This window comes from Methanobacterium formicicum (assembly GCF_029848115.1).
GTDB lineage: Archaea > Methanobacteriota > Methanobacteria > Methanobacteriales > Methanobacteriaceae > Methanobacterium > Methanobacterium formicicum.
This window is the reverse complement of sequence record NZ_JARVXG010000057.1, coordinates 70,001-92,500: the sequence shown is the minus strand read 5'-3', so window position 1 is coordinate 92,500 and position 22,500 is coordinate 70,001. Positions and strand designations below refer to the sequence as shown.

General features: G+C 40.8%; 25 protein-coding genes (2 of these 25 only partly in view). 15 read left to right on the top strand and 10 right to left on the bottom strand.

Going from position 1 to position 22,500, the window contains the following annotated elements:
* The 3 genes from serS to QC759_RS10870 all read right to left on the bottom strand — a co-directional run.
* On the bottom strand, positions 1-935 hold the 5' portion of the coding sequence (gene serS / locus QC759_RS10880) for a serine--tRNA ligase (RefSeq protein WP_048072464.1). 616 nt of this gene lie to the left of the window's left edge; only the first 935 of its 1,551 coding nucleotides appear in the window; its start codon is at positions 933-935; its stop codon lies off the left edge, out of view.
* 56 nt (positions 936-991) lie between these two features.
* Positions 992-1,213, bottom strand: a complete 222-nt coding sequence (locus tag QC759_RS10875; RefSeq protein WP_048072463.1) for a KEOPS complex subunit Pcc1 — start codon at positions 1,211-1,213, stop codon at positions 992-994.
* Positions 1,214-1,308: 95 nt separating this feature from the next.
* Positions 1,309-2,097 (bottom strand): ATP-binding protein, encoded by a 789-nt coding sequence (locus QC759_RS10870; RefSeq protein WP_048072462.1) that lies wholly within the window; start codon positions 2,095-2,097, stop codon positions 1,309-1,311.
* A gap of 383 nt (positions 2,098-2,480) precedes the next feature.
* Here QC759_RS10870 and rplJ point away from each other — a divergent pair, with 383 nt between their 5' ends.
* The 4 genes from rplJ (at position 2,481) to QC759_RS10850 (ending at position 7,037) form a co-directional block, all read left to right on the top strand.
* A complete protein-coding gene (gene rplJ / locus QC759_RS10865; RefSeq protein ID WP_048072461.1) occupies positions 2,481-2,963 on the top strand; it encodes a 50S ribosomal protein L16 in 483 nt (160 codons plus the stop codon).
* A gap of 46 nt (positions 2,964-3,009) precedes the next feature.
* Positions 3,010-5,304, top strand: a complete 2,295-nt coding sequence (gene ppsA, locus QC759_RS10860; protein ID WP_048072460.1) for a phosphoenolpyruvate synthase — start codon at positions 3,010-3,012, stop codon at positions 5,302-5,304.
* 72 nt (positions 5,305-5,376) lie between these two features.
* A complete protein-coding gene (gene mfnA, locus QC759_RS10855; RefSeq protein ID WP_048072459.1) occupies positions 5,377-6,528 on the top strand; it encodes a tyrosine decarboxylase MfnA in 1,152 nt (383 codons plus the stop codon).
* A 5-nt stretch (positions 6,529-6,533) separates the two neighbouring features.
* Positions 6,534-7,037: a fumarate hydratase C-terminal domain-containing protein gene (locus QC759_RS10850; RefSeq protein ID WP_048072458.1), complete on the top strand. Its 504-nt coding sequence runs from the start codon at positions 6,534-6,536 to the stop codon at positions 7,035-7,037.
* Between the two features lie 58 nt (positions 7,038-7,095).
* On the opposite strand, the gene upp is transcribed toward QC759_RS10850, so the two are convergent.
* Positions 7,096-7,731: a uracil phosphoribosyltransferase gene (gene upp, locus QC759_RS10845; protein WP_048072457.1), complete on the bottom strand. Its 636-nt coding sequence runs from the start codon at positions 7,729-7,731 to the stop codon at positions 7,096-7,098.
* Positions 7,732-7,867: 136 nt separating this feature from the next.
* Here upp and QC759_RS10840 point away from each other — a divergent pair, with 136 nt between their 5' ends.
* Positions 7,868-8,920, top strand: a complete 1,053-nt coding sequence (locus QC759_RS10840; protein ID WP_048072456.1) for a PQQ-dependent sugar dehydrogenase — start codon at positions 7,868-7,870, stop codon at positions 8,918-8,920.
* A gap of 21 nt (positions 8,921-8,941) precedes the next feature.
* On the opposite strand, the gene QC759_RS10835 is transcribed toward QC759_RS10840, so the two are convergent.
* The 3 genes from QC759_RS10835 to QC759_RS10825 are packed head-to-tail and all read right to left on the bottom strand — an operon-like array spanning position 8,942 to position 10,813.
* Positions 8,942-9,523, bottom strand: a complete 582-nt coding sequence (locus QC759_RS10835) for a tRNA (cytidine(56)-2'-O)-methyltransferase (RefSeq protein ID WP_048072455.1) — start codon at positions 9,521-9,523, stop codon at positions 8,942-8,944.
* Positions 9,523-10,362, bottom strand: a complete 840-nt coding sequence (gene cobS, locus QC759_RS10830) for an adenosylcobinamide-GDP ribazoletransferase (protein ID WP_048072454.1) — start codon at positions 10,360-10,362, stop codon at positions 9,523-9,525. Before cobS ends, QC759_RS10835 begins: the two co-directional genes overlap by 1 nt.
* 4 nt (positions 10,363-10,366) lie before the next feature.
* Positions 10,367-10,813: a phosphatidylglycerophosphatase A gene (locus QC759_RS10825; RefSeq protein WP_048072453.1), complete on the bottom strand. Its 447-nt coding sequence runs from the start codon at positions 10,811-10,813 to the stop codon at positions 10,367-10,369.
* A gap of 318 nt (positions 10,814-11,131) precedes the next feature.
* Here QC759_RS10825 and QC759_RS10820 point away from each other — a divergent pair, with 318 nt between their 5' ends.
* Both QC759_RS10820 and QC759_RS10815 read left to right on the top strand, forming a co-directional pair.
* The gene (locus QC759_RS10820) at positions 11,132-11,638 is read left to right on the top strand and encodes an MJ1244 family protein (protein ID WP_334097687.1); all 507 of its coding nucleotides are present in this window, start codon (positions 11,132-11,134) and stop codon (positions 11,636-11,638) included.
* Positions 11,639-11,818, top strand: a complete 180-nt coding sequence (locus QC759_RS10815; RefSeq protein WP_048072451.1) for a hypothetical protein — start codon at positions 11,639-11,641, stop codon at positions 11,816-11,818.
* Positions 11,819-11,920: 102 nt separating this feature from the next.
* On the opposite strand, the gene QC759_RS10810 is transcribed toward QC759_RS10815, so the two are convergent.
* Entirely contained in the window at positions 11,921-12,364 is a 444-nt protein-coding gene (locus QC759_RS10810) for an Hsp20/alpha crystallin family protein (RefSeq protein ID WP_048072450.1), read from the bottom strand.
* A 280-nt stretch (positions 12,365-12,644) separates the two neighbouring features.
* Between QC759_RS10810 and larC the strand changes: the two genes are divergently transcribed.
* The 3 genes from larC (at position 12,645) to queC (ending at position 16,189) form a co-directional block, all read left to right on the top strand.
* Positions 12,645-13,835 (top strand): nickel pincer cofactor biosynthesis protein LarC, encoded by a 1,191-nt coding sequence (larC, locus tag QC759_RS10805; RefSeq protein ID WP_048072449.1) that lies wholly within the window; start codon positions 12,645-12,647, stop codon positions 13,833-13,835.
* Positions 13,836-14,151: 316 nt separating this feature from the next.
* Positions 14,152-15,315, top strand: a complete 1,164-nt coding sequence (locus tag QC759_RS10800) for an efflux RND transporter periplasmic adaptor subunit (protein WP_048072448.1) — start codon at positions 14,152-14,154, stop codon at positions 15,313-15,315.
* Positions 15,316-15,502: 187 nt separating this feature from the next.
* Positions 15,503-16,189 carry a 7-cyano-7-deazaguanine synthase QueC gene (gene queC, locus QC759_RS10795; protein WP_048072447.1) on the top strand — a complete coding sequence of 229 codons (687 nt, stop codon included), beginning with the start codon at positions 15,503-15,505 and terminating at the stop codon, positions 16,187-16,189.
* A gap of 42 nt (positions 16,190-16,231) precedes the next feature.
* On the opposite strand, the gene QC759_RS10790 is transcribed toward queC, so the two are convergent.
* Complete coding sequence (locus QC759_RS10790) at positions 16,232-16,528, bottom strand: hypothetical protein (protein WP_048072446.1); 297 nt, start codon at positions 16,526-16,528, stop codon at positions 16,232-16,234.
* 197 nt (positions 16,529-16,725) lie between these two features.
* Here QC759_RS10790 and QC759_RS10785 point away from each other — a divergent pair, with 197 nt between their 5' ends.
* Entirely contained in the window at positions 16,726-17,358 is a 633-nt protein-coding gene (locus QC759_RS10785; RefSeq protein WP_048072445.1) for a V4R domain-containing protein, read from the top strand.
* Positions 17,359-17,392: 34 nt separating this feature from the next.
* Positions 17,393-17,767 carry a roadblock/LC7 domain-containing protein gene (locus tag QC759_RS10780; protein ID WP_048072444.1) on the top strand — a complete coding sequence of 125 codons (375 nt, stop codon included), beginning with the start codon at positions 17,393-17,395 and terminating at the stop codon, positions 17,765-17,767.
* Positions 17,768-17,983: 216 nt separating this feature from the next.
* Here QC759_RS10780 and oadA read toward each other — a convergent pair whose 3' ends face one another.
* Entirely contained in the window at positions 17,984-19,702 is a 1,719-nt protein-coding gene (oadA, locus tag QC759_RS10775) for a sodium-extruding oxaloacetate decarboxylase subunit alpha (protein ID WP_048072443.1), read from the bottom strand.
* A 453-nt stretch (positions 19,703-20,155) separates the two neighbouring features.
* On the opposite strand from oadA, the gene QC759_RS10770 reads away from it, so the two are divergent.
* From QC759_RS10770 to QC759_RS10760, 3 genes are all read left to right on the top strand, one after another.
* Entirely contained in the window at positions 20,156-21,007 is an 852-nt protein-coding gene (locus QC759_RS10770; RefSeq protein WP_048072442.1) for a caspase family protein, read from the top strand.
* 598 nt (positions 21,008-21,605) lie between these two features.
* Positions 21,606-21,884, top strand: a complete 279-nt coding sequence (locus QC759_RS10765; RefSeq protein ID WP_048072441.1) for a hypothetical protein — start codon at positions 21,606-21,608, stop codon at positions 21,882-21,884.
* Positions 21,851-22,500: the 5' portion of a radical SAM protein gene (locus QC759_RS10760; protein WP_082055699.1), read on the top strand. The gene runs 427 nt beyond the window's last position; the window shows 650 of its 1,077 coding nt (coding positions 1-650); it begins with the start codon at positions 21,851-21,853; its stop codon lies beyond the right edge, outside the window. Before QC759_RS10765 ends, QC759_RS10760 begins: the two co-directional genes overlap by 34 nt.

The window sequence follows — 22,500 nt, the reverse complement described above, 5'->3', positions numbered from 1 at the left end:
GAAGGATCCTTCAAACCATCCTTAAGACGGTCAATAGGAACTTCCTTTTTGATTAAAAGCTCGTTTTTGAATTTTTTAAACAACTCAGGGTCACGACGAGGTGCACTGCAGTAATACATTCCCTCAGGGAGTCCTTCCAGGTAACGCATCTTGTTCATCACGGGTATGGGTATGAGTTTAGGCCACGTACACTCGAAAAATTCCAGTTTATCCACCAGAACTTCCAGAAATATGTCTTCAATGGCACGCTGCAGGGCAGTGAACTTAGGACCGTAGAACCACTGTCCTTTACCGGGGAATTTCTTCACCCAACCCTGTTTAGCTGCTTCTTCAGTGGGGTCTCCTTCAAAGAACACGGGAAACTTGGGGCTGCGTCCCACTACAGTACCAGGCTCGATTTTGGTGACCTGGCGGGTTAAAATATCATCGGCATCTTCGTCTTCGGCAGAAGCTATTCTCTCAGTTTCGGCCAGGACATGTTTAACCACCCGGTCCACCACGTGTTTTCTGAGGTCTCCCTCTTCCAGTTTTTCAAATTCAATGACCATCTTACCATTCTGGAATTGAGCAGTCTCCACATAGGGCATCTGGCTGACATCAATCATTTCTGGGGATGGGATTTCAATCTTATAATCTTGCACAGTTATTTTACGCACACCAATATGGTACTGAGGGCCTAAAATTTGTGTGAGTGGTTTTTTCATCCGTAGAAGTGCGTCGTGTGCTCTTCCCCTTCTACCGGAAACTATTTCCAGATGGAGATTGTTTCCTGCCAGATTCCATTTAACCACCTGGGAAGCATCATCCCTCTGATCAGGGGCCACTCCTTTCAGGAAAAGGTCCTGATTGGCCTCTTCAATGAACTTTGTAATGTCTTCCAGGGCTTCATCAGCCTCTTTACTGAATAAAACTTCTCCTTTTAATGTAAATTTCATTTTTATAACATCCTTAGTTATTGTGATATTATTTTCAAACGGTTAACATTTATTTATTAAATCTCAAGCACTTTCTCCACCAGCATCTCGGATGATATAAGATCATCGGCAGTGGAGAGAACAGTCTTCAGTGATTTTCCTTTTATATTACAGATTAAAGAATTATCCTGCAGTCGCGACTCTAAAAATCCAATGTTATCTGGTAAAAGTGATTTAAAAGCTATTTCAGCCTGTTTATCCTTATGGTAATGAAAGGTGATGTTTACCTGAATATTCATAATTTAACCTTCGTGGATAGTCTACTGGTTATAAGATACGCATATCCCCAGTAACTTTTTCCATCTGTAATAGGATGAAACCTCTTTATTATATGTTAATTAGAGGGGATACAATTTAAAATATTTTCTGCAATTTCCTCAATAGATTGAAATGCAGTTGATTCGGGATAATCTACCAGAGGAAGACCATCCATATCAGCCCGGACAACCGCATCGTCCCGGGGGATGCTACCTATCACGTCCACCTTCAGTTCCTTTAGTTTTCCCGCCACGAAATCTTCCTCCTCATCACTGGATACCTTGTTGATCACTGCTACCACCTTTTTAATACCAATATCCGTGGCTAATTTTTTAATACGACTGGCAGTTTCCAGTGATTTCAGTCCCGGTTCAGTCACGATAATCATAACATCCACAGCTTCAGCAGTGCGCCTTCCTAAGTGTTCTATACCTGCTTCCATGTCTAAAATTACCATTTCGTCCTTTTTAATTATTAAATTTCTTAAAATGGCCTTCAACATCACTGATGCCGGGCATACGCAGCCATCCCCACCTTTATCCACTGTGCCCATCACCAGTATTTTGAGACGGCCCTCGGGATCGTAATTGGTGGAAAGAGACTCTGGAAGGTCAGATATGGTTGGATTCATCTTGAAAACCTCTCCAAATGATGATCCTGGTTCGGCACCAGTTCTATCTTTAATGAGATCCCGCATTTTTGCTATGGGGGTTATGGAGTGGTGTATTCCCAGACTCCCGGCCAGGTTCATGTCAGGGTCCGCATCAATGGCGTATACCCTGTATTCTTGTGATAAAATAACGGCCAGAGTACCAGCTAAAGTGGTTTTACCCACCCCTCCCTTTCCGGTTATTGCTATTTTCATAGTTTCCACCATATTTATTAAAAATAAACACTTATGCCCTAAAATATAGTATAGCCTATTTATGTTCACTCCAGATTAATAAATTCATTGATAAACAAAAAAATCAGGAAACCAATGGTGTAACCACTACAAATAAATTAGATGAATTTTTAATATTCCCATTACAACTTGCATAATTTAGTTCCACCTGAGATTAATATAAAAGATTAGTTCTGATTGATTGATCATTTTATATATTATAATTCTCCAAACTAGTTGTACTATTGATTTCTACCTGGTTGATTGATATTCATATTTACTTATCCAGGCCGAGAAATGACATTTATAGCTTTAATATCATGTTCAAGCTTTAAATAACGATTTATACAAGGAGGAATAAATAGATGGTAAGAGCATACACTCGAAAAGATTACATACGTAAGATTCCTGGTTCCAGGATTGTTCAATATGATATGGGAAACCTCTCTGGAGAATTCCCTATAACCGTGAGCTTGGCTCTTAAAGATAAAGCCGAATTATCACACAATGCCCTGGAAGCTGCCAGGATAGCCACCAACCGGTATATGCAGCGTAAATCTGGTAGGATGGGTTACCACCTGAAGATAAGGGTGTACCCCCACCACATTGTCCGGGAAAACCCCATGGCCACTGGTGCCGGTGCAGACCGTGTGCAGGATGGAATGAGGAAAGCTTTCGGTAAACCCGTAAGCTCCGTTGCACTGGTAAAAACAAACCAGAAAGTTTTAACCATAAAGACCAACAAGAAGAACTTTATCGATGCTAAAGAAGCTCTCCGAAGAGCGGCCATGAAGTTCCCTGTTTCATGTAGGATAACCGTTGATGAAGGAGCAGAATTAGTCAAATAAATAACCTTAAATCGTAGATCCCAATAAAATCCTAAGTGGTGTAATAATGGAGTATGTGGAATTTTTCGAGGAGCTAAAAAAGGAAGATGTAGACATAGCTGGAGGAAAAGGAGCTAACCTGGGTGAACTAACCCAGGCAGGGATACCAGTTCCTCCGGGATTTGTGATAACATCGGCCACCTACCAGAAGTTCATGGATGAAACTGGAATAACCCAGAAAATAATGGATATTCTAGATGCCCTGGATGTTAACAACAACAAAGAACTTCAAGAATCAGCCCGAGAAATAAAAAAAATCATCATCGAGACTGAAATACCTGATGAGATCAGTAGTCTGATCATAGAATCATACAACGCACTCTGCCACCGCATAGGAAAAGAAAACGCCTTTGTGGCCGTTAGATCATCGGCAACTGCTGAAGACTTGCCAGAAGCATCTTTTGCTGGTCAACAGGACACTTACCTCAATGTTAAGGGTCCGGAAGATATGATAAAATATGTAAGGAAATGCTGGGCATCTCTATTTGGGGCCAGAGCAATATTTTATCGGGAAGAAAACAACTTCGACCATTCCAAGGTTTACATTGCCGTAGTGGTTCAGGAAATGGTGGATGCAGAGAAAGCCGGGGTAATGTTCACGGTGCACCCCTCCACTGGAGAGGAAAAAATCCTCATAGAAGGAGCATGGGGTCTGGGAGAAGCAGTTGTATCGGGAACAGTAACTCCTGACACTTACTGGGTGGATAAAGCCACTGGAGAAATTCTCCGCAAGCAGATCAGCGAAAAAAACATCATGTTCCAGAAGAAATCTGAAAATGGTCAGACAGTGAAGGTTCCAGTACCAGAGGACCTTAAGAACAAACAGGTTTTAAATGAAGATGAGATAGCCCAGCTGGTTGAACTGGGAAAAAGGATCCAGGAACACTACCAGTTCCCCCAGGATACAGAATGGGCCATTGAAAATGGAAAAATCTTCATGCTACAATCCAGACCAGTAACTACTCTGGACATGGGAACCGCGTCAGGAGAAGCCTTGCATGAAGGTGATCGGACCGTGATCACCAAAGGACTGGGTGCCAGTCCCGGTATGGCGGCCGGATCTGTTAAAATCATAAAAACCACCGATGAACTGGACAAAGTTCAGGAAGGAGACATCCTGGTTACAGTGATGACCACTCCGGACATGGTACCGGCCATGAAACGGGCCAATGGAATAATCACCGATGAAGGTGGTGTAACCTGCCACGCTGCCATTGTATCCCGTGAACTGGGCATACCCTGTGTGGTGGGAACTGGAGATGCCACTTCCATACTACCTGAAAACAGCAAGGTAACCCTGGATGGTAATAAGGGTATAGTTTGGGAAGGCCTGCTGGTGGAAACTGCCAAAAAAGAAGAAACAACCACTGCACAACCCAGTGTGGTATTACAGGCACCATTAACAGTTACTGAAGTTAAAGTTAACGTGAGCATGTCTGAAGCAGCTAAAAAAGCCGCGGCAACTGGGGCAGATGGAGTGGGACTACTCCGAACCGAGCACATGATGCTCACCACTGGAGTGCACCCCAAAAAGTACATTCAGGAGGGTAACGAAGCAGAACTGGTTAAAGTACTGGTGGAAAACATCCTGAAAGTGGCTGACACATTCTATCCCAAAACAGTATGGTACCGAACTCTGGACGCACCTACCGATGAATTCCAATCCTTAGATGGTGGGGAAGATGAACCCTACGAACACAACCCCATGCTGGGATGGAGAGGAATCCGCCGGGAACTGGATGAACCAGAAATATTGCTGGCAGAATTCAAGGCCATTAAAAAACTCCACGAACAGGGATACACCAACATAGGAATCATGTTACCATTGGTGCAGCACCCTGACGAGTTAAAAGAGGCTAAAAAGATCGCCAGACAGGCTGGTCTTAAACCCCAGAAGAACATTGAATTCGGGATCATGGTGGAAACACCTGCGGCTGCACTGACCATTGAAGACTTCATTGCCGAAGGTATTGACTTCGTGAGTTTCGGAACCAACGATTTAACCCAGTACACTCTGGCTATCGACCGGAACAATGAAAACGTGGCGGATCTCTACACTGAAAGTCACCCTGCAGTTTTAAAACTCATTGAACGGGTTATAATTGAGTGTAACAAGGCCGGGGTCAAAACCAGTATCTGCGGACAGGCGGGAAGTATGCCAGCTATTGTGGAAAAACTGGTGGAACTGGGAATAACCTCTGTTTCAGCCAACACCGATGCTGTGGCCACAGTACGCGAAACCGTGGCCCGTGTGGAGCAGAAACTCCTCCTCAAAGCAGCCCGGAAGATGATGCAGGAATAAAAATCCTTTATTTTTTTATTTTAAACCTTCAATTTATTTTAAAATATATTATTATTTTTTAAGGGATTGAAAATGGAAGACAAGGGAATACCCAAGGAGCAGATATACCAAATGCTCCGGAAATACAAAGAAAAGGATCTCACCCACCGCTCCGGTAGAATACTGGGATCTATGTGCACCTGTCCCCACCCGGTGGGAGTTAAGGCCTACGCCATGTTTTTAGAATCAAACCTGGGGGATCCAGGATTATTTCCCGGGACTAAAGCCCTGGAAGATGAAGTTATTACCATGCTGGGCCAGTTACTGGGAAAAGAAGATGTGTATGGCCATATCATAACTGGTGGAACAGAAGCAAACCTCATGGCCATGAGAGCGGCCCGTAACCTGAAAAATGTGGAAAATCCAGAGATCATTGTCCCTAAATCTGCACACTTTTCCTTTAAAAAGGCAGCCGACATGTTATGCCTGGATCTGAAAATGGCAGAACTGGATGATGATTACCGTCTGGATATTTCGTCAGTGGAAGACCTGATTTGTGACAACACCGTGGCCATTGTAGGAGTGGCCGGAACCACCGAACTGGGAAAAATAGACCCCATAGAGGATCTTTCCCGGATCTGTCAGGAACAGGATATTCATCTGCACGTTGATGCTGCTTTTGGTGGCTATATCATACCCTTCCTAAAAGAATCAGGATATGATTTGCCGGAATTTGATTTCAAACTGTCCGGGGTTTCTTCAATAACCATTGATCCCCATAAAATGGGACTGGCTCCCATACCCACTGGGGGAATTCTTTTCAGGGAACGTAAGCACCTGGAGGCAATGGCCATTGAAACACCCTACCTCACCGAAGATCTCCAGTCTACAGTGGTGGGCACCCGAACTGGAGCAGCAACCGCGGCCACCTGGGCTCTCTTAAAACACCTGGGCCGTGAAGGATACCGGGAAGTTGCCACCAGCTGTATGGATATCACCCATAAACTGGAGGAAGGTATTAAAGAAGCAGGCTTTGAACTGGTAACCGAACCAGAACTGAATATCGTACCCTTCCGTTCCCCGGAAATAACTGTTGAAGAACTGGCCCAGAGATTGGAGGATAAGGGTTGGGCGGTGTCCCTGGCCACCTATCCCCGATCAATAAGGGTTATAGTAATGCCCCATTTGAAAGCAGAACACATAAACGACTTCTTAAAAGATCTGGAAACCATCACCGGGGATTAATATCTATGGGAAAAGTTAAAGAGTTAAAAACTCCCCTCACTAATTCGGATATAGAAAACCTGCAGGTGGGTGATCGCATCACTTTAACTGGTCAAATATTAACCGGTAGAGATGCTGCACTCCCCCGCCTGGTAAAACTCATAGAAAATGGAGAAAGCCCGGTTGTTGTTGAGGGGGCAGCCATCATGCATACCGCCGTAAGTCAGGCAGGGATCGCACCAACCAGCAGCAACAAAACGGAAATAGAAGGTAGTATTCCCCCACTATCGGAAGCAGGGGTTAAAATGCATATTGGCAAGGGAGCACTATCACCACAAACACAGGAATCACTGGAAAAACAGGGATCAATTTTTGTGGTCACTCCCCCTGCTGCGGCCCTTCTTACCAGCAGGATGACTTCTTCAGAAGTGGTGGCATTCCCTGAAGAGGGTATTGAGGCTTTGCATAGGTTAGAAGTTAATGATTTTCCAGGGATAGTGGCTGTGGCCCATGGAAAGTCGATTTATTAGCTATTTATTAGTTTATTGTTTTTTTTTATATGACAATCAATTCCTTGTTGGTTTTCATTCAGGTTTCTGGCTTTCCAAAGGCCTTGTCCCCGGCATCACCCAACCCTGGAATGATATAACCGTCCGAGTTGAGTTCACGGTCCACGGCACAGGTATATATGTCCACATCAGGATGTTCCCTTTCCACCAGATCTATACCCTGCCGGGATGCTATTACATTTAACAAGATTACTCTTCGGGGGTTGCCCTTTTCTTGGATCCGGTTTAAAATGGCGTTCATTGTATTGCCAGTGGCCAGCATAGGGTCGGCAATGACCACGATCCGATTATCAACTGGTGGTAGTTTGAAATAGCTGATATCCACTGGAAATGGGGGTTCATCCCGGCGGGAGGCACCCACCACCCCGTACTGGGCATTCCTGAAAACCCGCATTATGCCCTCTACCAAGGGGATGGCGGCCCTTAAAACGCTTACCACCACAATATCATTTTTGTCTTTAATTTTAAATCCATCTGCAATTCCTAAAGGGGTTTGCACAGTTACCTTTTCCTTTTCCAGAGTGTTGGTCAGTTCATAGGCCAGCCAGCGGCCAATTTCAATGATTCCGCCCCTGAAGTGGATGCCATCTATTCCTTTCCTCCGGATAAGGGTGAGTTTTTCCTGTACCAGTAGATGATCAACTAATTTTATCATGGACTTAACCTCAAAACCTATTTTTTTAACTTATTTGAATGGGTCCTGAATATAATCTAAAGACCAACGTATTATAATGTGATTCTTTTTGAAAAAATTCATCTTACTTAAAAAATATAATAAAATAGGGTAGACTATGAGAATAAAAATACTGGCAATTGCTTCTATTTCTCTGATTTTAATAGTCATCTTTCTGTTTTTCGTGTTTATGGCTCCCCAGAACAATAATGAAACCAGTTACACCACGGAAATTCTGGCTGAAAACCTGGAGGTCCCCTGGGCCATTGACTTTTTACCGGACTATCGACTGATTTTCACCCAGAGGGGTGGAAAAGTTAGTATTCTGGATGGAAATAATTCTATCAAAACCGTGGGGCAGGTTAATGTAACTCAGGATAGTGAATCTGGATTTCTGGGAATCGCCGTAGATCCCAACTTCAATTCAACCCATTACCTCTATGTTTATTACTCTTTGGGGGATTACAATCGCATATCTCGCTTCAAACTGGAAGGAGACCAGATAACCAATGAAACAGTTATCCGGAATAACATACCCGCAGCAGCCATCCATGATGGGGGTAGACTGAAGTTCGGACCCGATGGTAAACTTTACGCAACCACTGGTGACTCAGCCAATCCCAGCCTGGCCCAGGATACCAGTTCCCTGGCGGGTAAAATACTGCGACTCAACCCCGATGGTACCGTACCTTCTGACAACCCCTTTGGCAACTACGTCTACAGCTACGGGCACCGCAATCCCCAGGGAATAACTTGGGGTCCTTCCGGGATAATGTACGCCTCTGAACACGGGCAAAACAAAAATGATGAGATAAACATCATAACCCGGGGAGGAAACTATGGTTGGCCCCTTTATGAGGGCAACAACACGGGCACCGGTTATATAAAGCCCATGAGGGCGTACACGGAATTAACACTTGCTCCTTCAGGGATAGCCTATTACCATGGAGCGCTCTATGTTGCCGGTTTAAGGGGAACTCAACTGAGAAAACTCACCCTTTCTACGGATGGACAATCAATTATGGGAGAAAAAGCTACCTTAACTCAACTGGGGAGGATTCGAGAGGCTGTTGAACACCAGGGATACCTTTACATCACCACCTCCAACCGTGATGGTCGGGGAGTGCCCCAGAATGGTGATGATAAAATAATCCGAATTAAAATGACCTAAAGATAATAGGGGGATGTTTTTTTACTCATCTCTGGTAATCTTTTTTTCATCCAAACTATCGTTTTTATCTTCTTTACTATTCATCACCACGTTTTTACCATTTGCTGAGGGTATAACCTTCATATTTCCATCTTCAAACTCCATATTCAGTTCTTTGCCCTCGTAGAGCATGTGGAGGAATATGGCCAGGGATGAAACCTCAGAGTGGGGCTGGGTAGTCACGGAAACGTTCCAATCAGCTTCCTGGTACACTTTACTTGGAACCCGGGAACCACCAACCACCACCAGTTTATCACGGGGGGAACTCCTGATTTTGGGGGTTACGTCCTGTACCTGTTCTCCGTACATGGTGAGGTGAACTATTTCTCCCCCTTTATTTTTCCATTCTTCCAGGAGATTTCCCCAGTTTTTACGGTATTCAACCTGGAAATTGCCTCCCCAACGTTTTACCACGTCCTGAACATTTTCCATGAGCTTTTTATCGTGATCTCCACTTAAAAACACGCCGGATGCTCCCAGTGCTCGTGCAGTAAGGCAAACATGAGTGGTGATTCGGGCATCACGTACCCGACGGTGATCCAGTCGTAAAACTTTAACTTCCATTAATAAACACTTCCTGAAATTAATATAACCATAAATAAAAGGGACATCATCCTTCCCATCTCATTTGATGCTCCCAGAATATCTCCATTAGTCCATTTGAAATTTTTACGGGTGATAAAAACCATTATCAATCCGGAAACAAGACCACCCAGTATTCCAATGACTCCGATGTAGTTACTGTTGACGGTCATAAAGTTGAAACCTAAAAAGCCTAAGATAATGGTCAAAACCACGGATCCGGTGAGAAGCTTCCCGTCCATGTTATGGATGAAGTACTGACCAGTGCCATCGGGCAGTGGTTGGGAAAAGGTTGCACAACTTACCAAACTGAGTTTGGCTGCAACTTCCGATACAAAGATGGCGGGTAAAATGTAAATTGCAGGTAAGGAGGCAATGGATGTAACTGTAACCAGAGAAACAGTTAAAAGCAGGGCCAGACCCCCGGTACCGATCCGCTTGTCACGCATTATTTCTATCTTCCGCTGGGGGTCTCCATGGGCCATGAGACCGTCACCAAAATCAACCAGCCCATCCAAGTGATGGAAACCAGTTAAACCAATGGCTAAACTGTAAACCAGTGCCGCTGATAAGAGGGGAGATAGATGTAACCCATAAAGTAGTAGCCAGCCGAAGCACCCAGCAATAATTCCAATGAAACCCCCAATTATTGGCCAGATAGAGGTGAACCTTGCCATTTCCTGAATGGTGCTGTGAACATTTAGGGGTAGGATGGTGGAGAATGATACCAGGCCCAGAAAACCATGCCCACTGAGGGGAGGTTTAACCTCTTTTTTACCCCCATCCTCTGGGGGACTTTCATTAAGGCTCTGCGGGGACATTTTTTCATTCCTCAAAAATTTTAGACATACAACCGGCCACCAGACCAGCAAAAACATCATCCAGCATGGGTCCTAAAGTAGCAATGATTCCAGGCTTTGCTTCATCATACCTTTTAAAATTAAAAATTGCCTTAGTGCCTGCGATTTGATTGGCAATAGCCATCCCTAAAACTTCATCTGTATAAAGATAGGCCGGATCATCATCTACATCCACACCTTCTATCCGGTGATGAAGTAAATCTTCCTCCACGCGAATTCCTGCCATAATCAGAACTACTACATTTATGTCTTCCAGTGACTTCCTGATCTGCTTTTCCAGTCTCAATTCCAGCTCTTCATTTTTCTCCACACCAGCCAAAAGTTCCAACCCTGCTTCTACCAGTTGTGGTAATTCAACACCGGCTTCCTGCATAAAATCGTAAATTGACCTGGATTCATTATTATTTTCCATTAAAACACCCTAATCTATAATATTATGCACAAATCCTCCCCAGAATTTTCTAAATAAGTGGGGATCTGTTATTCTAAGTAAGGGGAATCTACTCCTACCTCACTTTCATTTATCTTACTTTGGTTGTGACAGATGTAGTTATTTCTGGTAAATCAGTGTTCTACCTACACCTCTTTGAACGAATAAATATTTAGATGATTGATGATATAAATAACAGTGGAATTATTAGAAGGTGATAGAAAGGGAATATAGGGCTTAACTCAATCTTATATTCTCAAATAACAGTTTTTGGGGCATTAATATAGGTATGGGGGTGTTATACTGAAAGTCCATCTTAGAGTCTTCGTAGAGGTAGAAAACCTGGGAAAAGCTATGAATGCCCTTGCTGATGCGGGCATCACTGGATTTTACATCCTGGAATATAAAGGAATGTCTCCCCAAGATTGGAAGGGATTCTCCATTAAAGAGGACCCAAAATCAGCCATTGGACTAATCAAGGACTATGCCACCGATGCCGTGCTGGTTTGCAGTGTGGTAGATGAGGAAAAAACGGATGAAATAGTAGAATCCGTAATGCAGGCTCTGGAGGGTGAAAAATATACTATTTTAGAGGTTCCTATCCGCCGAATCATAGTCAGCCACAGTGATTATGAAAAGGAAAGGGTAGAAACATGGTTACTTGAAAAAGAAGTACCCTGTTTCTATTGTGGAGAAAATTCAGTCCAAAGGATAAGGATTGATACCAGCAAGGCTAAAATCTGGTGTACCAACTGTGGTGCAGCCCGTTACTACCTTATAAAAGGAGTGGAAAAGGAGGGGAGATGATTGGCTGTGAAAAAATGGAAACTGAAAAAGGGAGCCAACTGCTACAACTGTGGTGACGCCACCATCCACGATATCGAAGTGGATGAATTCGATATTAAAATAAGATGCCGAGATTGTGGTTTCAGCCGTTATTACTCATTCCACATGGTAGATCTACCCCGTAAATGCGATGTAGATTGAAGATACGAATCGGGAACTAAAACTGGAATTTAAAAATAGAATTAGATGAGAATTAAAAAAAATAATCAGGATTTTTAAAAAAAAATAATAGGCATTGAATGCCTATTTGATTTCGACTTTGAAACTTTCGGTTTTTTCCTGTTTGGGGATTTCCACCTTGAGGACCCCATTTTCATATTCAGCCTCAGCTTCCTGGGGTATGACCTTTTTGGGGAGTCTTACTGTTCTTCTAACCACTCCTGATTTTCGGTCATGGAGGGTTAAATGGCTTCCCCGGTTGATTTCCTGAGTAATGTCAAAAGCCGCTTTGATACGGACCCTGGTTTCAGTGACATCCAAGTCTATGTCTTCCTTTTTTATACCAGGCAGGTCCACGTGAACAATTACACTATCGTCTGTTTCCAGAATATCCTTTCCCGGGACGAAAGTGTAGTCAACAACTGATTTTCCAATGTCTTTGCTGATACTGTCAATGGCTTTAGCCGTATCTTCCATCATCTTCTCAACAAAGCCCTTCTTATCCAAAATAGTACGTTTCTTCTTCATTTATATTCACCTCATTGTTATGAGTACAACCTCGTTTTGAGTCAATTTTATTATACTCCCCCATCAATTATATAAAATTTCCCTAAAAACCCACACAAAAAAACACAGAATATATCTAACCAAGGGATACACAATAATAAAATACCTCTAACCAAGGGCACATAATATAAAAGACAAGTAAAAACTTGGAATTAAGGTACCTAATATTCAATTAACATCTCTAAAAATATCCAGACACCATTGAAGTGTCGGGATATTGTAGTAATGGAGGATTAAACTCATGACTGTAATCATTGACCCACAACAGGCAGGAATATCTGGTAACATGGTAGTAGGGTCCCTTATAGATATGGGAGCAGATAAAGAATCAGTTGTAGAAGTCATGGAATACTATGGCTCCTATTTTGGCCAGGTGAAGGTGAAGGTAGACTTGGTGGATAAAGCCGGGATCCAGGCCACATGGGTCGATGTTGAATGTGCAGATCACCGGGCCATAAGTTACCCTAAACTCCTGGAAACTTTAGATGGTATCAAACACGAGAAGGTAACACCTACCATTTTGAATTTTGCTAAAAAAGTTTTCAAAACAATTGCCATAGCAGAATCCCAGGTTCACGGAGTAGATATGGATAAAATACATTTCCATGAAGTGGGAGCAGCTGATGCTGTGGCCGATATAATGGGAGCCTCCTATGCCTTTCATGAACTGGGATTAAATGGGAAAAAAATTTATGGACTCCCCCCGGCCCTTGGAGGGGGCCGGATAAAAAGTGATCACGGGAATCTCACTGTCCCTGCACCGGCAACCATGGAAATCCTTAAAAATATCCCGGCATTGGGAGGTCCAGTCAGTCAGGAACTAACCACCCCCACCGGGGCAGCTTTAATGGTGAACATGGTCGATGAATTCTCGCAGTTCTATCCCCTGATAACCAACAGCAAAGTGGCCTATGGTGCTGGAAAATTGGAATTGGAATTTCCCAATGTATTAAGGATAGTTCTGGGTAACTCTCCCCTCCCCACGGATAAAATTTCCATTTTAGAAACAAATCTGGATGACGTTACCGGGGAAGTGCTGGGGCATACTGTAGACCGACTCATGGAAGAGGGAGCCCTGGATGTTACTATAATTCCTACCATAGCCAAGAAAAACCGTCCCGGACATCTTTTAAGAGTAATCAGTAAATCCCATATGAATAATGTTCTTCTTGAAACTATAATCCGGGAAACGGGTACTTTAGGGGTTAGAACCATTCCTTATGTTCATCGTAACATTGTAAACCGGGAGATAATTCCAGTTGAAGTTGATTTTGATGGAAAAATCAGGACAGTGCGGTTAAAAGTTGCCAAGATTGGTGAAGAAATAGTAAATGTCACTGTTGAATATGAAGATGCTCGTAAAGTCTCAGAAGAGATTCAAGTTCCTTTAAAAGATGTGATAAGATTTATAAATCAACAGATACCTTTTTAACTGTACTTTTTTAGATTATTTCATTTTTTTTAGCCGTAGTTTTTAATTGTATTTTTTTAATTGTACTTTCTCAACTGGACTTTTTCAGAGGATAAAATCCCTTCCAATGAAATTAAGAGAAATAATCATTTTATGGGACGATATATGGGTATTTGTAGCTTTATTTTAAATAAAAAATAAGAATAACTTTTATAGTAATGGGAAATCAAATGGAATCTACATAATGGAGATTAATATATTACCTAAAAATATGTTTATATGAAACAACAAAATAGGTACATATTGAACTAAGGAAGGGTAAACGGGGTGATGAGAAATGTCCAATGATGATTTGAGTGAACTGTCCGATGCTGAGGTGGAACAAAAATGCAAGCGGGTGGAGAATGAGAAAAAGATTTATGAAGCGCAACAGAAAATTGCTGAGGCTAAAAATGCCTTAAACCCCTCAGAAATGGAAAAGGCACAAACACTGGCCGAACAACAAAAAACAATTGCCGAAGCTCAGAAGGCTACTCTGGAAGCTAAATTACCCACATTTGATGTGAAAGCCCCGGAAGGCACCATAACTGCCGATAAAAGCATTAATATTGAGTGCCATATCTTGGCTTACCAGGCCATCACCCAAATTGTGTCTAATATAAGTGACAAAATCAAAAAGGAATATCCGGAAATTAACGCTGTAGTGATCAGTGATGAAGCAGATATCAACAACTATTTTTCCTATAAGATCTTCAAAAAACAGCTGCTGTTTTTAAAAGAGGAATATGAAGGAGTTTTTAAATCTAAAACCGCAATTAAAGCGGAAGTTGAAGGGAAGGATATAAGGGCCCTGTCAATTGATCCCATTTCCGGGGCATCAACACTTTTAAGCTCCATAGTTGATTTTGCCTCCCTGTTCAGGACTGATGTGGATATCAAGGGAGTGGATGTGGAAGTGGTTAAGGAGGCGCTAATTGCAGAATTGATCCGATCCCTGAAGCATGAAATAGACCCCATATATCCTCCCTTCCTTACCGACATCCCTGATAAATTTTTAACAGAAGTATCACTTTTAAAAAGATGTAAAAGCAAAGCCGACCAGGAAATAGCTGATTTAAGTGGTGATACATCCCAGCAGGAGTATGTTAAAAATTTAAAGAACTTAAACGCGGTTTATGAAAAAATTGAAACTGCTCTGGCTTCTGTTGATGAAAAAACAGGTGTAAGTCGGCTGGAAAAACTGATGAAAGGGGAAATTCTGGGTTTACACCTGGAATCTGGTGCCGACATACTTTACCTGAAGGTAGTGAAGGCCGGGGGCAATAACCAGACTAAAAGAAGGTTTTTGGGAAACGAAATACTTCACAGTGGTGGGGCCATAATTGCCTACTTCCTGATGGATGCCCAGGGAAAAGTAAAGGAATCCGAGACTTCATATTATCTTTCTCCCTACCAAAACTTTGAGAAATTAAGGGAGTTTAATAATTTTAACCGGGTCTAATCCCAGTTAAAACTCCTCCTTTTACCCTTCAGATTTTATTCCAACTGTGGCTAGACTATAAATCCACAAACAGTAAAATTCACAAATAGTAATCTAAATGAGTAACCTTAATTTTATAAATATAGTGAGTAACTTTAATCGTATAGATTAAGGACTAAAGTCTAATTATGTGGGGAGAATAAATTCCATGATAAAATCTAAAAAGGCAATATCCGTACTTTCTGGAGGGTTAGACTCCACTGTAGCAACTTCATTACTTGTAAAAGGTTATAAAGTTCACGCATTAACCTTTGATTATGGTCAGAGAAGTGCAAAGACAGAAATTAAATCATCGAAGGCAATATGTGAAGAATTAGGTATGGATCACACGGTTATCAAGCTTCCCTGGCTGGCCCAGTTAGGAGGATCAGTGTTAACCAGCAAAGGAGAGGTTCCCCAGCTAAAAATGGATGAACTGGATAATAAAGAAGTATGTGATGAAACTGCCCGGAAAGTCTGGGTTCCAGGTAGAAATGTGGTTTTCACTGCCATTGCCTTATCATTTGCCGAGGCAGAGGGTGCAGAGAAAATAATTGTAGGATGGGACTTAGAGGAAGCAGTGACTTTTCCTGATAATTCTCCAGAATTCTTAGAGGCCTTCAACCGTGTTCTGGAAATTGGTTCTTGGGATGAAGTGGAGATCGAAGCCCCCTTAATCCAGATGAACAAAGAAGATATAGTAAAACTGGGAAATGAAATTGAAGCACCAATGAATCTCAGTTATTCCTGTTACCTTGGTGGAGAAAAACATTGTGGGACTTGTGAATCATGCATGAGACGTAAAAGGGCCTTTAAAATCGCGGGTGTCGAAGACAAGACAGAGTACGCCACATAACTGCCTTTTCCCCGAACATTATTCTAGTTTTCCATATCTTTTTTAATTATTTTTAAAGAATATTCCTGAGCTTTGGATGGATTTTTTTTTGATTTCCACTTTATCTCCGGTCTGTAAGTTATTCCATGGGATGAAATAATGTTCGTGTGGTTTATCTGGGCCTCGGCAAACGCAGGGATATGCTTCTAACTGGACATTGCAGGTTAAACCTTCAAATTTAAGGGTGAAAACTTCTCCCAGTGGTGGGAAAAATGATAACTTATCTTTTAAAACGAATATGAAACCATTCTCCGATTCCTTGGATGATATTTTTCGAGAATAACTTTTTTCCAAACTCATGAACCATCTCTCCTAGCAAACTTAAGATCTTTTTTACTAACTATAAAATCATGATTATTAACTGTGATGCATCTGGTAGAGAATATAGGAGTAACCTAACCTTTCTTGGGGGTTAAGTTTATTTGGTCTATAAAAAAAATAGAAAACACAGGATATCCCAGTTTAAGTTCAGGTTATTTAAATAGGGTGAGACTTCAATGAAAAGAGATGAACTGAAAAAGGCCATTGATTATTATCGTGCCAAGGTTAAAGAGGAGATGGCTGGTGAAAAAAAGATAAATGGCCAATTCATCGGGCCCCGAAATCCCACAAATGAACTGGATTGGGATGATTTAATCCATCCGGAACGTCCTTTTTTAAGTAAAGATGTTGAAAATGATTGGGACTCTATTTATGTCACTACCTTCCGATTTGGAACATTAAAAAAACCGGTATCAATGGTTAAATGCGGTCATGGTACTGATCTGGTTGGTGGTATGGAATTCGGTTCACAACTGGTGCAAAAAGGGCTCATTAAAAGTGTGAAGGATCTTGCCCCAGTTTTTGACAAATATAAACTAGGTATTCTGGATATATTTGCGGAAAAAGACGTAAATAATGGAAAAAAGATGGATATAATGGTTTATGAATGTATTGATTGTGTGGGGTTACCCAACATTGGGGAACCAGTTTGCTACTTTGAAACCGGCATAATCATCGGTATCCTTAAGGAATTGACTCATAAAGAAGTTTTTGCCGAAGAAGTAAGATGCTGGGCCAGTGGTTATTCATTCTGCCACTTCTCGGTGGAAATAAACCATGATCCGGAAGGTTCGTTGGAGAGCCAGTGATTTTTTATGATCATATTTTACAATGAGGTTCACTATGGAAACTAAAAAGGAAAAATTAGACGATGTTTTATCATCATTCCTGCAGGTAGGTCAAATAAAGGCCTGTGCCATTGTTTCAAAAGAAGGTCTTCTCATCAGTTCCCGAACTCCACCGGATGTAGATGCTCGCATATTTTCTGCACTTTGTTCCACTATAATGGGGGCTGCCGAAGCTGCTTCCACCCAGATGAAAACTGGTGCTGTTGGTCAAATATCTCTGAAAACAGAGAAAGGTACCATTGTGTTAATACCTGCTGGTTCCAAGGCCATATTCACCGTTTTAACTGAGACCGGAGCTCAAATAGGTTTAATACTTGTTGAAATGGAATTAAAGGCTCAGGAAGTTGAAGAAATACTTTTTGGAACTTAATGGTAATAAGATAGGATACTGAAATAATTTTTTTTACAAATTTATTTTAAACCTTTTTTTAAGATAAATGTTTGTTACATTATTATATATTGCTTTATATTCTATTTAAAAGGAATATAAGGCTAAAAAGTAGAAATTAGGTGTTGTGATTTATTTATTAAAAATATGAATGGATTGGTATTATATTTATTAAAAAAATGGGATTTGATGGTGTATTTATTTAATAACCATCAGGGTATCCCCGGCACCCACTGTATCTCCTTCATCCACGAATATCTCCTGGACAGTTCCGGTTTCTGGGGAGTGAATGTCATTTTCCATTTTCATGGCTTCTAGAACAGCCACCACATCACCTTCTGAAACTTTGTCTCCTTCCTTCACCTTTAGTTTCAGGATCATTCCCTGCATGGATGAAATCACACCACCTTCCACTGGACCGGAAGGTTTGGCCATTTCAGAGGCTTCAATTTCCAGATATCCTGTGGGAACCACTTTAACCTGGAAGCTTTCACCATCAACATCCACCTGATACTCCGTGGGTATGGTCGAGGGGGTTGTAGCAGCAGCCTCGGATTTTGGTGGAGCTAGTGGTTCTTCCTCTGTTTCACCCCGGAGGAATTTTGGAGCAACCGCCGGGTAGAGGGCGAAGGTTAGAACATCTTCTTCTTTGTTGATTATCCCCTTTTCTTCTCCTTCTTTCTGGAATTTTTCCAGTTCAGGCTCCAGCAGGTCTGCAGGTCTGCAGGATATGGTTTCATCATCCCCAATGATTTTATGGGCGACTTCCGGGTCAATGGGTGCTGGTGGCCTTCCATAGAACCCTTTGAGGTATTCTTTAACTTCTTTGGAAGGGTTTTTATACCTTTCTCCGCCAAGAACATTCATAACTGCCTGGATACCCACAATCTGGCTGGTGGGAGTAACCAGGGGAGGGTAACCCAGGTCTTTTCGTACCCGTGGCACCTCCGCGAGAACATCCTCGTAACGGTCCAGGGCGTTCTGTTCCTTGAGCTGTGATACGAAGTTAGAAAGCATTCCTCCCGGGATCTGATAGAGTAGCACATCAGTATCCACTCGTTCCGTAATTGGGTCTATAATTCCACTGTATTTTTCTCGTATTTCCTCGAAATACTTCTTGATCTCATTTAAAAGTTTCAAATCCAATCCTGTATCACAGGGGTTATTCTTCAAGGCAGCAACCACACTCTCTGTAGGTGGCTGGGAAGCACCCCATGCTAAAGGGGATATGGCAGTGTCCAGGAGGTCAACACCAGCCTGACAGGCTGCGTAATAACTCATAGGGGTCATACCGCTTGTACAGTGGCAGTGCAGGTTTATGAGAAGGTCAGTCTCTTCTTTAAGGGTTTTAACCAGTTCATAAGTATCGTGTGGTGATATTAGTCCAGCCATATCCTTTATAGCCAGGGAATCACATTCCAGAGCTTCCAGCTCCTTGGCCAGTTCCACGTATTTTTCCAGGGTATGGTAGGGACTGGTGGTATAACTGATTGTCCCCTGCACATGGGCGCCCTGTTCCTTAGCAACTTTAATGGACAGTTCCATGTTACGGACATCGTTTAAGGCGTCAAATATTCGGAAAACGTCCACCCCATTTTCATAGGATTTTTCCACGAATTTTCGCACTACATCGTCGGGGTAATGCTTGTAACCTACCAGGTTTTGTCCACGGAGGAGCATCTGTAGTGGAGTTTTTTTTACCAGCTCTTTGATACTCCGTAATCTTTCCCAGGGATCCTCGTTAAGGTAGCGGATACAGGTATCGAAGGTGGCACCTCCCCAACATTCCAGAGAGAAAAATCCCACCTTGTCCATTTCTTCAGCAATGGGGAGCATATCTCTGGTTCTCATTCTTGTAGCCAGGAGAGATTGATGCGCATCTCTAAAAGCGGTTTCAATTATCCTTATTTTAGTCATGGTGACCCTCACAGATTGGATAAACTTGTCATTAATAGAATCTTAATTTCCTTATATAGATAGTGTGAACTTCCTTATATCCTTACCTTAAAAAGTGAACAAACAGGCTAGCAAGATATAAATTTTTCATGGAAAATTTTATTTGTGTATTAAATTGATGAAAGTTAACTTATTTTATAATATTATTTAAAATTATGAAAATAATATAATTAATATTAAATTATAATCTTTATATATAATAAAAACTGAAATATATGTTTTTATGATAGAATTAAAGATATAATTAGATATTAAAATAAAAAAAGGTTTAAATATTGATTTATATCATCAATATTATGCAATATTATGCAATAATGAATACAAATATTTATTACTAAAATTTGAGATCTACATTAAGAAGCATTGATTATCTAAAATCATGATTTGAATTGATGAAAATTAGGGGTGAAATTAATGACAGGTAAAAGAGCACTTTGTGTAGGAATAAACAATTTCAAAAACTTCCCATCAGCCGCATTAAGGGGTTGTGTGAATGATGCCAACGATATGGAAAAATTATTAAAGAATTTGCTTGGATTCCAAGCTGTTGACATAGTCAAATTAACTGATACAAAGGCAACCAAGACCAATATAATGAAAAATCTAAAAGAGATGGTGCATGGGGCTAAATCAGGTAAATATAGTCATATAATATTTACTATGTCCAGTCATGGAACTCAAGTCCCTGATTTAAGTGGGGATGAACCGGATCGTGTTGATGAGGCTTTTTGCCCCAATGACTTGGCTCAAAACGGAGATGACTGGGACTCTAATCACATAATTGTAGATGATGAACTTAGAGATCTTTTTATTCAAATCCCTGAAGATGTAGTTCTGGAGGTATATCTGGACACATGTCATAGTGGAACAGGGCTTAAAGCAATAGATCTCTTATTTGGCCGCCAAACACGATACATACCTCCACCATCCCTGGAAGCATTTAAAAGAGTTGATGGGAAACGGCAACGAGGACTGAATAAATCACTCTTAGAGAAAGGAATGGTTCAACATATATTATGGGCTGCTTGTCGCGCCGATCAAACCAGTGCCGATGCCAACATTGATGGTGAGTGGCATGGAGCATTCACTTACTATTTCTGTAAGGAAATGAATGTAAGTCAGAACAAGCTTAATCGCAATGAGATACTGGAAAAAGTCAGGAAAGACCTTCGAGCTGGTAATTACACTCAAATACCTCAACTGGAGTGTGAAGCCACAGCTCGGAATAAAAAAATGGTTAGAAAAAGTTCAAATGAATTATTATAACTGGTGGTTAATAGAACACTTACTTTTATTGTTGAAGGGGCCCCATCACGATTTTTGAGAGAAATAGCCTACCTTATCTATTTCCTCGGCAATATGTACATATATTTTGTTTTCATCTGTTTAGCTGGGGGGACTGGTGTGCATCTATAAGTGGTTTCAAGAGCCTTATTTTTGTCATGATGACTCAGGCAGATGAAAATCTTATGCATGAGGAAGATCTGTGGGGGAGAAGATATTAGGTTTTTATTTATTATGATTAAAAATTGGAAAAATGATTTTATTCTATTAAGGGGGCAGGGCTTGGTCAAATATTTTTTTATTAATTTTGATATTTATAATATCTTAATTTATGAAGTTATTATTATATAAACTTATTATTTAAGTTTAAAATAGTAAAATAATTATAATTTGCGCCTTAAAATGATATTATAGATCAAATTTATAATAAAATTAATTAAAAGCTTAAAATTTGCATTCATTAAGCAATATTGTGTTATAATAATTAATATTTATTATATAAATATATTATTTGATTCACCCTCAAAAACACTAGAAGCAGTATCCATTAATAGGCCCATAAATTAATGAGGTGAATGATGTGGAAAGATGGAAATTATCGAGATATACTAAAGTTATAGAGTCTGATTCCAAAGATGTTCTTCTTCATAACAGTTTCATGGGTGCAATTGCTCAAATACCTCCTCAAAAGTCTAGAAAACTTAAAAAATATCTAAAAAATGGTTTTAAAAAAACACAACTTAGCGATCCTGATTTGAAAGAGCTCTGTGAAAATGGATTCTTCGTGCCATCAGAAATTGACGAACATCAAAGGTTTGCGAATTATTGGATCATGAGCGTGAATATGGATTACATATAATAATCCTCCCGCATGAAGGATGTAATTTCCGTTGTGTATATTGTTATGAAAAACTTAAAAGAGGTAGGATGGAAGCAGACATTGTTAATGGAATTAAGGCTTTAGTTGAACAAAAGATAAATGATTATAATAGATTTATAGTTTCATGGTATGGTGGTGAACCATTACTTGCTTTGGATATAATTCACGAGCTTTCTGATGAATTTATTGATATTTGTGATGATGTCCCTTATTTTAGTTTTTTGACTACAAATGGTTATCTTTTAACGCCAGATGTTGTCAAATCTCTTTTAAAACGTCAAGTTAAAGGTTTTCAAATAACTCTTGACGGTTATAAATCTTATCACAATAAAATGCGAAAATTAAAAAATAATAAAGGAACTTACGATAAAATAATTGATAATTTGATGGAAATGCGGAAAATAAATGGCGATTTCAATGTAACTATCCGAATTAACTTCAATAATGATACTTTGCCCTCTATGGGTAATCTTTTCAATGAAATTTCTCCCCTTGCAGAAGATTCTAGATTTAACGTTTATTTTAGGCCGGTTGGGAAATGGGGTGGAGATAATGATTCAAATTTTGATATTTGTGATAGGGGGTTTGCTAAACT

What these genes read in the sequence shown, in the direction of transcription:
- larC (WP_048072449.1), top strand. Translation starts at nt 12,645, where the DNA reads ATGACTGTAATCATTGACCCACAACAGGCAGGAATATCTGGTAACATG.
- QC759_RS10835 (WP_048072455.1), bottom strand. Translation starts at nt 9,523, where the DNA reads ATGGAAGTTAAAGTTTTACGACTGGATCACCGTCGGGTACGTGATGCC.
- QC759_RS10870 (WP_048072462.1), bottom strand. Translation starts at nt 2,097, where the DNA reads ATGAAAATAGCAATAACCGGAAAGGGAGGGGTGGGTAAAACCACTTTA.
- ppsA (WP_048072460.1), top strand. Translation starts at nt 3,010, where the DNA reads ATGGAGTATGTGGAATTTTTCGAGGAGCTAAAAAAGGAAGATGTAGAC.
- mfnA (WP_048072459.1), top strand. Translation starts at nt 5,377, where the DNA reads ATGGAAGACAAGGGAATACCCAAGGAGCAGATATACCAAATGCTCCGG.
- QC759_RS10840 (WP_048072456.1), top strand. Translation starts at nt 7,868, where the DNA reads ATGAGAATAAAAATACTGGCAATTGCTTCTATTTCTCTGATTTTAATA.
- QC759_RS10800 (WP_048072448.1), top strand. Translation starts at nt 14,152, where the DNA reads ATGTCCAATGATGATTTGAGTGAACTGTCCGATGCTGAGGTGGAACAA.
- QC759_RS10810 (WP_048072450.1), bottom strand. Translation starts at nt 12,364, where the DNA reads ATGAAGAAGAAACGTACTATTTTGGATAAGAAGGGCTTTGTTGAGAAG.
- QC759_RS10770 (WP_048072442.1), top strand. Translation starts at nt 20,156, where the DNA reads ATGACAGGTAAAAGAGCACTTTGTGTAGGAATAAACAATTTCAAAAAC.
- upp (WP_048072457.1), bottom strand. Translation starts at nt 7,731, where the DNA reads ATGATAAAATTAGTTGATCATCTACTGGTACAGGAAAAACTCACCCTT.
- cobS (WP_048072454.1), bottom strand. Translation starts at nt 10,362, where the DNA reads ATGTCCCCGCAGAGCCTTAATGAAAGTCCCCCAGAGGATGGGGGTAAA.
- QC759_RS10780 (WP_048072444.1), top strand. Translation starts at nt 17,393, where the DNA reads ATGGAAACTAAAAAGGAAAAATTAGACGATGTTTTATCATCATTCCTG.
- queC (WP_048072447.1), top strand. Translation starts at nt 15,503, where the DNA reads ATGATAAAATCTAAAAAGGCAATATCCGTACTTTCTGGAGGGTTAGAC.
- rplJ (WP_048072461.1), top strand. Translation starts at nt 2,481, where the DNA reads ATGGTAAGAGCATACACTCGAAAAGATTACATACGTAAGATTCCTGGT.
- QC759_RS10875 (WP_048072463.1), bottom strand. Translation starts at nt 1,213, where the DNA reads ATGAATATTCAGGTAAACATCACCTTTCATTACCATAAGGATAAACAG.
- QC759_RS10850 (WP_048072458.1), top strand. Translation starts at nt 6,534, where the DNA reads ATGGGAAAAGTTAAAGAGTTAAAAACTCCCCTCACTAATTCGGATATA.
- QC759_RS10825 (WP_048072453.1), bottom strand. Translation starts at nt 10,813, where the DNA reads ATGGAAAATAATAATGAATCCAGGTCAATTTACGATTTTATGCAGGAA.
- oadA (WP_048072443.1), bottom strand. Translation starts at nt 19,702, where the DNA reads ATGACTAAAATAAGGATAATTGAAACCGCTTTTAGAGATGCGCATCAA.
- QC759_RS10790 (WP_048072446.1), bottom strand. Translation starts at nt 16,528, where the DNA reads ATGAGTTTGGAAAAAAGTTATTCTCGAAAAATATCATCCAAGGAATCG.
- QC759_RS10785 (WP_048072445.1), top strand. Translation starts at nt 16,726, where the DNA reads ATGAAAAGAGATGAACTGAAAAAGGCCATTGATTATTATCGTGCCAAG.